Source organism: Pseudomonas sp. IT-P12 (genome assembly GCF_949767465.1).
Classification (GTDB): Bacteria; Pseudomonadota; Gammaproteobacteria; order Pseudomonadales; family Pseudomonadaceae; genus Aquipseudomonas.
Genome location: NZ_CATKPY010000028.1, coordinates 109,753 through 121,620 on the forward strand (window position 1 = coordinate 109,753; position 11,868 = coordinate 121,620).

Below are 11,868 nucleotides of genomic sequence, written 5' to 3' on the forward strand. Positions count from 1 at the left end.
CTGGGCGCCAACACAGTCGACGTTGAAGGAACCTGTATGCAGTTGGACCCCGCGAGCGGTTGGTGCCTGGGCGTGAATACCTGCCCCTCTCCCAACTTCAATGCGCGCCCCACGGGCGAAGTTTCCCTGCTGGTGATCCACAACATCAGCCTGCCGCCGGCGCAGTTCGCCACCGGCAAGGTGCAGGAATTCTTCCAGAACCGGCTGGATGTCACAGAGCATCCCTACTTTGAGGGGATCGCTGACCTGCGGGTGTCCGCGCATTTCCTGATCGAGCGTGACGGCACGGTCACGCAATTCGTCTCGTGCCTGGAGCGTGCCTGGCATGCCGGCGTGTCGTGTTTCGAAGGCCGGGAAACCTGTAACGATTTTTCCGTGGGCATCGAGCTGGAAGGCACGGATGATCTGCCGTTCACCGACGCCCAGTACGAGGCGTTGGTTGCCTTGACGTTGCAACTGCAAGGCGCCTTCACGGCCATTACCCCGCAACGCATCTGCGGTCACAGCGACATCGCGCCCGGACGCAAGACTGATCCGGGGCCGGCGTTCGACTGGGCGCGTTATCGATCCGCCCTGGCTAAAGAGGTACAACGATGAGTTTTCTGGTGTTGCTGTTGGCGGTGTGGATCGAGAAGTTCTCGGCCCTGCGCCATCGGATTCAACGTGACGGCGGTTGGGTGCGCGAGCTGCACAAGCTCGAGGCCAGCCCGCGCCTGATCAATCACCCCTGGTGGGTATTGCTGATCCTGGTGTTGCTGCCGGTGGCATTGCTGGGGCTGTTGCTGGTGGTGCTGGAGCCGGTCGCGTATGGGTTGCTGGCGTTGCCGGTGCATTTGCTGGTGGTGATTTACAGCCTGGGACGAGGTGATCTGCAGGGCGGTCTCGGGCCGTTTCGGGATGCCTGGCGCCGGGAGGACCTGCAAGCGGCCGCCCACGTGGCCAAGCGTGACCTCGATATCTGCGCCGACAGCGGCGAGCAGTTGCTGGAGCGGGTCCAGGGCCATCTGCTATGGCAGGCCTACCAGAGCTTTTTCGCGGTGATTTTCTGGTACTTCCTCCTCGGTCCGGTGGCCGCATTGAGTTACCGATTGCTCGCCCTGGCCGAAACGCATGGAAAAAACCCGGCCGTCGTCGAGTGCGCGACGCAACTGCGCCATGCGTTCGACTGGGTGCCGGTGCGCCTGCTGGCGGCGAGCTTCGCCCTGGTCGGCAATTTTGTCGCGGTGAGCCGGGTCATGCTGCATGAATTGTTGAACTGGAATATCAGCGCCGCGCAACTGATCGAGAGAATCGGGCTGGTGGCGGGTGAAATTCCTGCCCCGGTGGCCGGGCCGGACGGCATCAATAACCTTGATCGACTCTGGGAGTTGCTGCTGCGCGCGGCGGTGCTCTGGTACGCCGGTTTCGCTTTGTGGACGGTCCTGCCCTGAAGCCGATTGCCTAGCCGCAGGGCAAGCCTGCGTCTGCCGGTTTGAGCCCGTTCCCGTTAACTTTAAGTTACAAAACCCCCTGACGATTTGAGTTATACAACGATAGCGCTCAATGGTGGCTATCTGCTGTCGATGCGCGCCTGCCAATAAAAATAAGAAATCGAAAGGGGGGACTTCCAGTGAAGAGCTTGCTCTATCCCGCTGTCGCGCTGATGAACCGCCTGAGCTTCGGCATGAAGTTCAGCCTGATCAGTATCCTGTTCCTGGTGCCGATGTTGGTGACCAACTTTTACCTGGTGCGCGATTCCTATCGTGAATTCCAGGGCACTCAGGTGGAACTGCAAAGCCTCGACCTGCTGGGCAGCAGCCTGACCCTGCGACGCGACCTGGAAACCCTGAATAACCTGGTGCAGATCAACGTCGTGCTCGGTCAGGCCGGCAAGGCCGGTGACGTCGAATCCAGGATCACGGCCCTTGAACAGGGTGTGCTGGCCCGTCTGCAAGGGTTGACGGCAATGACCATCGATCCTGAGCAGGTCGCCGTGTTCGATGGCAAGCGGGATGAAATGATCGGCGCGTTCAAGGCCCAGCAGACGGAAAACTCGTTGCAGAGCAAAAGTGCGCTGATCGGCAAGCTGCTGGGCAATGCACAGATTTTCAGCCAGATCATCGCCAGCCAGGCGGGGTTGAGCCGTGACACCCAGGGCGACATGCGCCAGCTCACCGAACTCATCACCAACATCACACCACCTGTCACCCAGTTGCTGGGCGACGGTCGCGCCATGGGCGCCTACTCCCTGGGACAGGGGTTTCTCAATTCGTCGTCGAGTACGCGGTTCGATGAGTTGTTGGCGCAGATCGAAAAGCAGCAGGCGGAATACGGCCTGAAACTCCAGGATGCGCTGGGCTCGAGCAAGGCAGCGCGTGAAACCCTGGCGGCCCAGGCCGAGATCAGCAAGGCGTCGTTGAAAAAGGCCAGTGAACTGTTCGAAGAGCAGGTGGTGATGGCCGATACCCTCGAGGCGCCGTGGCAGGCTTTCTACGATCAGGTCAGCGGCCTGATGGAGCAGACCTACCAGCTCAACGACGCGACCCTGAAATTCCTCGATACCCAGTTGCAGCAGCGCCTGATCCAGAACCGCACCCACATGCTCTTGCAGGCCATCGCGCTGTCGGTGGTGTTCGTGCTGATTTTCTACCTCTACGGCGGTTTCTATGCTTCGACGCGCACCACCCTCAAGCGCCTGGGCGCGATGATGGACAAGGTGGCGGCCGGCGACATGACGGTGACCTTCAACGCGAACAGCCGTGATGAACTGGGCGAGTTGGGCGAGGTGTTCAACGGCACCGTGAAGAAAATCCATGACCTGATCGAGCGGGTTGGCCAGACCGTCGCGGAAGTCGAGCGTCAGGCCGGGCAGGTCGAGACCGTCTCCGCCCGCAGCAACCAGGCTGTCGCGGGGCAGCGTACACAGATCGAACAGGTGGCGACGGCAATGAACCAGATGTCGGCCACGTCCCAGGAGGTGGCTCGCAGTGCGGCCGCAGCGGTCAGCAGTGCCCACAGCGTCAATGACGAAACCATCAACGGGCGCGGCCTGGTGGAGTCGCAGCAGGGCAGCATTGCGGCTTTGGCCGGCGAGATCGATCAGTCGGTGCGGGTGATCAACCAGTTGGCCAGCGACAGCCAGTCCATCAGTACGGTGCTGGAGGTGATCAAAAGCATTGCCGAGCAGACCAACCTGCTGGCGCTCAACGCAGCCATCGAGGCGGCGCGGGCAGGGGAACAGGGGCGCGGTTTTGCCGTGGTGGCGGACGAGGTCCGGACCCTGGCCAAGCGCACCCAGCAATCGACCGAAGAAATCGAACAGATGATCGCCAGGCTGCACAGCGGCGTCGGTGCTGCGGTGAAGGCCATGGGCAGCAGTCATCAAATGGCCAGCGGTACGGTTGGTCAGTCGGAAAAAGTCCAACAGGCGTTGGAAAACATCCTCGGTGCCGTAGGAATGATCGTCGATCAGAACCAGCAGATCGCTGCCGCCGTCGAACAGCAGACGGCCGTGGCGCACGACATCGACCAGAACATCGTCGAGATCAACCGGGCCGGCGAGCGCACTGCCGAAGGCGCACACCAGACCGAGGACGCCAGCCGGGCGTTGTCGGTGCAGGTGCTGGAGCTCAAGCAACTGATCAACGCGTTCCGGGTGTAAGGCCTGCTGGACCCGCAGGAGCGAGCGTGCTCGCTCCTACAGATTTCTGTGCACATTTTGTAATACTTGTTACCCCGCCGCGTCGGCCCTATCTGGTTTTCCTCCAGGCTCTGGTTTTTGCTCTTCAATGAAGGATGATCCACAACCCTGACCTACCTTGAGGAGGCTCGGTTATGTCCGTCGCTATCACTGGAATCCACGGCCAATGCGCCCATTGCGCAAGCATTTGTCTGCTTGCACCCTGGCAGCTCAACGCCATCGCCATCAATGAAGCCTTTCCCTGTTCCCACTGCCACAAAGCCTTGCAATTGAGTGACCCGAAACAGATCAGGCGGATCAAGTCGCTGGACTCGCTCGCGCTGCTGCGCGCCAGTACCTTGGTCATGGTTTGCACCGCGATGCTGGTGGCATTGGTGATGGAGTGGGTCGGGTTGCTCAGCGTGATCGAGCAGATCAACTTTACCCTGGTGGCGATTCTGATCTATCTGGTCGTTGTGCAATACGCGAGGCACCGGCAACACATCACGCTGATTCTGGAAGCGGCCAGGGCACACGCCGACTGACGCTACCAGTTGAACAGCTCGCAGGCATTGGCCGTGCTCGCAGCGGCCAGTTGCTCGGGACTGATTGCCAAGATGTGCGCCAGTGCCGAGCAGATCGCCGGCAAGTGCGCCGGGCTGTTGCGCTGGCCGGCAAACATGGCAGGCGCCATGTCCGGCGAATCGGTTTCCAGCACCACGGACTCCAGCGGCAATTCGGCCAGCACGCGGTGCATGCGCAAGGCCTGTGGCCAGGTGGCGGCACCGCCCAGGCCCAACCTGAAGCCGAGCCTGATGTACTCCCGGGCCTCTTCGCGACTGCCGGCGAAGGCGTGGATGATGCCGGCGCGTTTGAGCTTGAAGCGTTTGAGGGTGGCGATCACCGCCGCATGACTGCGCCGTACGTGCACCAGCACGGGCAGATTGAAGTCGACGGCCAGTTGCAACTGGGCTTCGAACAATGCCTGCTGGCGTTCGCGATCAAGGGTCTCGATGAAGTAGTCCAGTCCGATTTCGCCGACGGCGCAGAGCTGGCGGTGACCGGCCAGGCGACTCAGCCAGTCACCCAGTTCACGCAGATCTTCGGGTCGATGCTGCTCCAGGTACACAGGATGCAGGCCAAAGGCTGCATGCAGGTCCGGATCGCCCTGCACCAGCTCCCAGACCCGCTGCCAGTTGCCCTGGTGAACGCCCAAGACCACCATCCGACGCACGCCGAGGGCGCGACTTTCGGCCATCAATGCCTGGCGGTCGGCGTCGAAGTCCGGGAAGTCGAGGTGGGTATGGGTGTCGATCAGCTCCACGGCTCAGTCCTGGCGAATTCGCTGCTTGAAGGTCCGCGCGATGGCGTGCACGCCGGGTTGGTAGTCCGACTGCTCGATGGCGGCGAGGGCCAGTTGCAGCGCCTTGTCGGCGATCAACTGATGCTGCTGGGCCATCGCGTTGACCGGCAGGGGCAGGAAGTCCAGCAGCTGCGTGTCGCCAAAGGTGCCAAGGCGCAGGGGGCGGGATTTCAGTGGGAAATCGTGCAAGGCATCGAACACACCCTGCAGCAGCACATAGGATGTGGTGACCAGCGCATCCGGCAGATGCCCCAGGCGCTCAAGCAGTTCTTCCATCAATTGCTTGCCCCATTCGCGGCTGAACGACTCGCCGTGTTCGATCAGGATCTCGCCGGTGAATCCACCCAACGCCTCCTTGAACCCGGCGGCCCGCTCCTGGCTGATGCTCAGTTCAGGGCGCGCGCCGATCAGGGCGATCTGCCGGGGTACGGGGTCGAGCAGGCTGCGCGTCAGCTGCAGGCTGGCTTCGTGGTCGTCGCTGATCACCGAACAGAAGTCGTCAGGCGCCATGACCCGGTCGATGGCGATGATCGGCATCCCCTTGGCTTGCAACTGACGGTAGCTGTCGTCATCGGCTGGCAGGCAACTGGCGACGATCAAGGCGTCGCAGCGCCGGGCGCGGAACAATTGCAGCAATTGCCGCTCGCTGTCCGGCGCATCGTCGGAGCTGGCGATCAACAGTTGATAGCCGCGCGCCCGGGCCCCCTGTTCCAGCAACTTGGCGATCCGCGCATAACTGGGGTTTTCCAGGTCCGGCAGGATGAAGCCCAGGGTGCGGGTATGCCGGCTGCGCAGCCCCGCCGCTTGCGGGTTGGGTGTAAAGCCATGGAGTTCGACGACCGCGCGCACGCGCTCGACGGTGGCGCTGCTGATCCGTTGCTGTTCAGCCTTGCCATTGATGACATAACTGGCGGTGGTCACGGACACACCGGCCAACTGTGCAATATCACTGAGTTTCAAACCGGGATTTCCTTTTTTTCGGGCGTGCCCCGAGATTTTCGCCAATCCTACCCGATTCGGGCATGCACCCTATTGTCGCAACCATCCGACAGGTTGGGCTTCAACCCTGAAAGATTATCGAGTAACGTGCCAAACATTCTAGATTAAACGTTTCAGCAAGCGTATTTTCTACACATTAGGTGCATTTGGCCGGTTCTGCCGCGAAACCGCCAAAAGTTGCGACCAAGCGCCTAAGCTGACTCATTCAAAACAATACCTGGCGCCCCGAGGTGCCAAAAAGGAGAACGCATGCTCGAGCTTACGATAGAGCAGATATCCATGGGCCAATCGGCCGTGGACAAGTCCGCCGCGCTGGAGCAGTTGGCCCGGCACCTGGTGGCCGATGGCCTGGTTGCCGACGGTTACCTCGCCGGTTTGCAGGCCCGCGAGGCCCAGGGCTCGACCTTTCTGGGTCAAGGTATTGCCATTCCCCACGGTACCCCGCAAACCCGCGATCAGGTGTATTCCACCGGCGTGCGGCTGATGCAATTCCCCGAGGGCGTGGACTGGGGCGACGGCCAGATGGTGTACCTGGCCATCGGCATCGCGGCCAAGTCCGACGAGCATTTGCGGCTCCTGCAACTGCTGACCCGCGCCCTCGGCGAAACCGATCTGGGCCAGGCCCTGCGTCGCGCCAGTACGCCCGAAGCCCTGTTGAAACTGCTGCAGGGCGCGCCCCAAGAGCTGGCTCTGGACGCCCAGATGATCGGCCTGGGAGTGTCGGCCGAAGATTTCGAAGAACTGGTCTGGCGCGGTGCGCGTCTGCTGCGTCAGGCGGATTGCGTCAGCAACGGTTTTTCCGCTGTCCTGCAGCAGGTCGAAGCGTTGCCTCTGGGGGATGGTCTGTGGTGGTTGCACAGCGAGCAGACGGTCAAGCGTCCGGGCCTGGCGTTTGTCACGCCGGACAAGCCCATGCGTTATCTCGGTCAGCCACTGACGGGGCTGTTTTGCCTGGCCAGTCTCGGTGAAGCGCACCAGGCCCTGCTCGAGCGCCTGTGCGCGTTGCTGATCGAAGGTCGTGGTCATGAACTGGGCCGCGCCACCAGCCGCCGTAAAGTCCTCGAAGTGCTCGGGGGCGAGCTGCCCGCAGACTGGCCGAGCGCGCGCATTGCCCTGGCCAACGCCCATGGCTTGCACGCGCGTCCGGCGAAGATCCTCGCGCAGCTGGCGAAAAGTTTTGAAGGCGAGATTCGTGTGCGTCTCGTCGATGGAAACGACAGCGCCGTGTCGGTGAAGAGCCTGAGCAAGTTGCTCAGTCTCGGCGCCCGCCGTGGTCAGGTGCTGGAATTCATTGCCGAGCCGGACATCGCTGCGGATGCCTTGCCGGCCCTGCTGGCCGCCATCGAAGAAGGCCTGGGTGAAGAGGTCGAGCCGCTGCCCGTGGTGAGCCCGCCGCGTGAAGTCCCCACTGACATTGCCGAAGTGCTGCTCGCTCCGGCGGCCGGCAGTGTGGTTCAAGCGATCCCTGCCGCCCCGGGCATCGCTATCGGCCCGGCGCATATCCAGGTGGTGCAGGCCATCGACTATGCGCTGCGTGGCGAGTCCGCCGCAGTTGAGCGCGAGCGTCTGCAACAGGCCTTGGCGCATGTGCGTCGCGACATCGCCGGGTTGATCGAGCGGAGCCCGTCCAAGGCCATTCGTGAGATTTTCATCACCCATCAGGAAATGCTCGACGACCCGGAACTGACCGATGAAGTCGAGGCCCGCCTCAAACAGGGCGAGAGCGCCGAAGCCGCCTGGATGACGGTGATCGAGGGCGCGGCCCGGCAACAGGAATCGTTGCAGGATGCGCTGCTCGCCGAGCGCGCGGCGGACTTGCGCGACATCGGTCGTCGGGTGCTGGCGCAACTCTGTGGCGTCGAAACCCCGAGTGAACCCGATCAGCCGTACATCCTGGTGATGGACGAAGTCGGACCGTCCGATGTGGCGCGCCTGGATCCTGCCCGGGTCGCCGGCATTCTCACCGCTCGGGGCGGCGCCACCGCGCACAGTGCGATCGTCGCCCGCGCACTCGGCATCCCGGCATTGGTCGGCGCGGGCGCGGCGGTGTTGCTGCTGGCGCCGGGCACGCCGCTGCTGCTCGATGGCCAGCGCGGTCGCCTGCATGTCGACGCCGATGCGGCGACCCTGCAACGTGCCCGTGCAGAACGGGATACGCGCGAACAACGCCTGAAAGCGGCGGCCGAACAACGCCATCAACCGGCGTTGACCCGCGATGGGCACCCGGTGGAAGTGTTCGCCAATATCGGTGAAAGCGCTGGCGTCAGCAGCGCGGTGGAGCAGGGCGCCGAAGGCATTGGCCTGTTGCGCACCGAACTGATTTTCATGGCCCACCCGCAGGCGCCGGACGAGGCCACCCAGGAAGCCGAATACCGGCGCGTGCTCGATGGGCTGGCCGGTCGGCCGCTGGTGGTGCGCACCCTCGATGTCGGCGGCGACAAACCGCTGCCATATTGGCCCATCGCCAAAGAAGAGAACCCGTTCCTCGGGGTGCGCGGCATTCGCCTGACCTTGCAACGCCCGCAGATCATGGAAGCGCAACTGCGCGCCTTGTTGCGGGCCGCCGATAACCGACCGCTGCGCATCATGTTCCCGATGGTCGGCAGCGTGGAGGAATGGCGCGCGGCACGGGACATGACCGAACGCCTGCGCCGGGAAATCCCGGTCGCCGATCTGCAACTGGGGATCATGATCGAAGTGCCGTCGGCGGCGTTGCTCGCCCCGGTGCTGGCCCAGGAGGTCGACTTCTTCAGCGTCGGCACCAACGACCTGACCCAATACACCCTGGCCATCGACCGTGGACATCCGACCTTGTCGGCCCAGGCCGACGGTTTGCACCCGGCGGTGCTGCAACTGATCGACATCACCGTGCGTGCCGCCCACGCCCACGGCAAATGGGTCGGCGTGTGCGGCGAGCTGGCGGCCGATCCGCTGGCGGTACCGGTGCTGGTCGGTCTTGGCGTGGATGAACTCAGCGTCTCCGGGCGCAGCATTGCCGAGGTCAAGGCGCGCATCCGCGAACTCAGCCTGACCCAGGCTCAAACCCTTGCCCAACAGGCGTTGGCCGTGGGCAGCGCGAACGAAGTGCGCGAATTAGTGGAGGCTCTGTAATGGCCCGGATTCTCACCCTGACCCTCAACCCGGCACTGGACCTGACGGTGCAGTTGCCACGCCTCGAGCCCGGCCAGGTCAATCGCAGCGACGACATGCACACCCATGCCGCCGGCAAGGGCGTGAACGTGGCGCAGGTGCTGGCGGACCTCGGACACCAGCTCACCGTCAGCGGATTCCTCGGCGAAGACAATCTGCAAGCGTTCGAAACCCTGTTTTCCAGGCGCGGTTTCGTCGATGCCTTCATCCGCGTTCCGGGCGCCACCCGCAGCAACATCAAGGTCGCGGAAGGCGACGGGCGCATCACCGACATCAACGGTCCGGGGCCGAAGGTCAGTGAAGCGGCGCAACAGGCGTTGCTCGATCGACTGGATCAGGTTGCACCAGGGCATGACGCGGTCGTTGTCGCTGGCAGCCTGCCCCAGGGCATCAGCCCGCAGTGGTTGCAGGCGTTGGTGCTGCGCTTGAAAAAAATCGGGCTGAAGGTGGCGCTCGACACCAGCGGTGAAGCCTTGCGCGCGGCGCTCGAGGCGGGTCCGTGGCTGATCAAGCCGAATACCGAAGAGTTGGCTGAAGCGCTTGGCCGAGAGGTGGTTTCGGTCGCCGCGCAAGCCGATGCCGCGAGCCGTTTGCACGGGCAAGGCATTGAGCATGTGGTGATTTCCCACGGTGCCGACGGCGTGAACTGGTTCAGTGTCGGCGCGGCGCTGCACGCCACGCCACCGAAGGTCAGCGTCGCCAGTACGGTGGGCGCGGGGGATTCGTTGTTGGCCGGCATGCTCCACGGTCTGCTCAAGCCCGACACCCCGGAGCAGACCCTGCGCACCGCTACGGCAATTGCAGCGATGGCGGTGACGCAGATCGGTTACGGCATTGGCGATGCGACGCAATTGGCGCAGCTCGAACAGGGGGTACGCATTCATCCCCTGACAGAACAATAAGAGGGTATGTCATGAAGTTAGCCATTGTTACGGCCTGTCCGAACGGCATGGTCACCAGTGTGCTGTGCGCCCGCTTGCTCGATGCGGCGGCACAGCGCCAGGGCTGGAGCACCAGCGTCGAAGTGGTGGATGCGGCGCACCCTGAGCGGCAGTTGTCGGCGGCGACGATCGAAGCGGCCGAATGGGTGCTGCTGGTGACCAGTGCGCCAGTCGACCTGTCGCGATTTGTCGGCAAGCGCGTGTTCCAGAGCACCCCGGCGCAGGCGCTGCAGGATGTCGAGGCGGTGTTGCGCCGTGGGGCGCAGGAAGCACAGGTGCATGTGGCACCTGAAGTGGCGGTCGAACCTGTGGCCGATGCGCAGAACGCCCCGCGCCTGGTGGCGATCACGGCGTGCCCGACCGGGGTGGCCCATACCTTCATGGCGGCCGAAGCCTTGCAGCAAGCCGCCAAAAAATTGGGCTACGACCTGCAAGTTGAAACCCAGGGCTCGGTGGGCGCGCGCAATCCCTTGAGCGCCGCCGCGATTGCCGAAGCCGACGTGGTGCTGCTGGCCTGCGATATCGAAGTCGCCACCGAGCGATTTGCCGGAAAAAAAATCTACCGTTGCGGCACCGGTATCGCCCTGAAACAGGCCGAGGCGACGTTGAACAAGGCCCTGGCCGAGGGCAAGCAGGAAAGTGCGGCTGCCGGGGCCAAGGCACCGGCCAAGGAAAAGACCGGCGTCTACAAACACCTGCTGACCGGGGTGTCGTTCATGCTGCCGATGGTGGTGGCGGGCGGCTTGATGATCGCGTTGTCGTTCGTCTTTGGCATCACTGCGTTCAAGGAAGAAGGCACCCTCGCGGCGGCCCTGATGCAGATCGGTGGCGAGACGGCCTTCAAGTTGATGGTGCCGCTGCTGGCAGGCTACATCGCCTATTCGATCGCCGACCGCCCGGGCCTCGCACCGGGGATGATCGGCGGCCTGCTGGCGAGCACGCTGGGCGCCGGTTTCATCGGCGGGATCATTGCCGGTTTCATCGCCGGCTATGCGGCGCAGGCGATCAATCGCTACGCGCGTCTACCGCAAAGCCTTGAAGCGTTGAAGCCGATTCTGATCATCCCGCTGCTGGCGAGCCTGTTCACCGGCCTGGTGATGATTTACGTGGTCGGTAAACCGGTGGCGGGAATGCTTGCCGGGCTGACGCATTTTCTCGACAGCATGGGCACCACCAACGCGATTCTGCTCGGCGTGTTGCTCGGCGGCATGATGTGTGTGGACCTTGGCGGGCCGATCAACAAAGCGGCGTATGCCTTCTCGGTGGGGCTGTTGGCCTCGCAGAGCTACGCTCCGATGGCCGCAACCATGGCGGCCGGCATGGTGCCCCCCATTGGCCTGGGCATCGCCACGTTCCTCGCCCGTCGCAAGTTCGCCCAGACCGAACGCGAGGCCGGGAAAGCGGCGCTGGTGCTGGGTTTGTGCTTCATCTCTGAAGGCGCCATTCCCTTCGCCGCCAAAGACCCGTTGCGGGTGATCCCGGCAAGCATGGCCGGCGGCGCGCTGACCGGGGCCCTGTCGATGTACTTCGGGTGCAAACTGATGGCGCCGCATGGTGGGTTGTTTGTATTGGCGATTCCCAATGCGATCAACCATGCCTTGCTGTACCTGTTGGCGATTGTCGCCGGCAGCCTGCTGACCGCCGTGGCCTATGCCCTGTTGAAGCGCCCGGAAGCGGTCGAGCTGGCCGCCGAGCCCGTGAACGCCTGAGCACGCGAGACTTGTGTGGGAGCGGGCTTGCCCGCGATAGCGGAGTGT

8 protein-coding genes and 2 pseudogenes are annotated in these 11,868 nt (G+C 63.4%); 8 read left to right on the forward strand and 2 right to left on the reverse strand.

Annotated features, from left to right (window positions below; translation table 11 throughout):
• The first annotated feature begins 36 nt into the window (after positions 1 to 36).
• The 5 genes and pseudogenes from ampD to ACM6IM_RS28875 all read left to right on the forward strand — a co-directional run bounded on the left by ampD (position 37) and on the right by ACM6IM_RS28875 (position 4,203).
• Positions 37 to 597, forward strand: coding sequence for a 1,6-anhydro-N-acetylmuramyl-L-alanine amidase AmpD (gene ampD, locus ACM6IM_RS28855; RefSeq protein WP_414866971.1), 561 nt, complete (start codon positions 37 to 39; stop codon positions 595 to 597).
• Positions 594 to 1,430 carry a regulatory signaling modulator protein AmpE gene (ampE, locus tag ACM6IM_RS28860; protein WP_414866972.1) on the forward strand — a complete coding sequence of 279 codons (837 nt, stop codon included), beginning with the start codon at positions 594 to 596 and terminating at the stop codon, positions 1,428 to 1,430. The genes ampD and ampE overlap by 4 nt, the downstream gene beginning before the upstream one ends.
• 1,148 nt (positions 1,431 to 2,578) lie before the next feature.
• Positions 2,579 to 2,782 (forward strand): annotated as a pseudogene (locus tag ACM6IM_RS28865) (HAMP domain-containing protein); the annotation flags it as partial.
• A gap of 285 nt (positions 2,783 to 3,067) precedes the next feature.
• Positions 3,068 to 3,640, forward strand: a pseudogene (locus tag ACM6IM_RS28870) (methyl-accepting chemotaxis protein); the annotation flags it as partial.
• A gap of 173 nt (positions 3,641 to 3,813) precedes the next feature.
• Positions 3,814 to 4,203, forward strand: a complete 390-nt coding sequence (locus ACM6IM_RS28875; protein WP_414866973.1) for a hypothetical protein — start codon at positions 3,814 to 3,816, stop codon at positions 4,201 to 4,203.
• 2 nt (positions 4,204 to 4,205) lie between these two features.
• Here ACM6IM_RS28875 and ACM6IM_RS28880 read toward each other — a convergent pair whose 3' ends face one another.
• Together ACM6IM_RS28880 and cra are read right to left on the reverse strand one after the other, a co-directional pair.
• Positions 4,206 to 4,982 carry a TatD family hydrolase gene (locus ACM6IM_RS28880; RefSeq protein ID WP_201194595.1) on the reverse strand — a complete coding sequence of 259 codons (777 nt, stop codon included), beginning with the start codon at positions 4,980 to 4,982 and terminating at the stop codon, positions 4,206 to 4,208.
• A 3-nt stretch (positions 4,983 to 4,985) separates the two neighbouring features.
• Positions 4,986 to 5,981, reverse strand: a complete 996-nt coding sequence (cra, locus tag ACM6IM_RS28885; RefSeq protein WP_414866974.1) for a catabolite repressor/activator — start codon at positions 5,979 to 5,981, stop codon at positions 4,986 to 4,988.
• 288 nt (positions 5,982 to 6,269) lie between these two features.
• On the opposite strand from cra, the gene ptsP reads away from it, so the two are divergent.
• The 3 genes from ptsP to ACM6IM_RS28900 are packed head-to-tail and all read left to right on the forward strand — an operon-like array spanning position 6,270 to position 11,820.
• The gene (ptsP, locus tag ACM6IM_RS28890; RefSeq protein ID WP_414866975.1) at positions 6,270 to 9,131 is read left to right on the forward strand and encodes a phosphoenolpyruvate--protein phosphotransferase; all 2,862 of its coding nucleotides are present in this window, start codon (positions 6,270 to 6,272) and stop codon (positions 9,129 to 9,131) included.
• Complete coding sequence (pfkB, locus tag ACM6IM_RS28895; protein ID WP_414866976.1) at positions 9,131 to 10,072, forward strand: 1-phosphofructokinase; 942 nt, start codon at positions 9,131 to 9,133, stop codon at positions 10,070 to 10,072. Before ptsP ends, pfkB begins: the two co-directional genes overlap by 1 nt.
• Positions 10,073 to 10,083: 11 nt before the next feature.
• Positions 10,084 to 11,820 carry a PTS fructose-like transporter subunit IIB gene (locus ACM6IM_RS28900; RefSeq protein ID WP_414866977.1) on the forward strand — a complete coding sequence of 579 codons (1,737 nt, stop codon included), beginning with the start codon at positions 10,084 to 10,086 and terminating at the stop codon, positions 11,818 to 11,820.
• Positions 11,821 to 11,868: the final 48 nt, after the last annotated feature.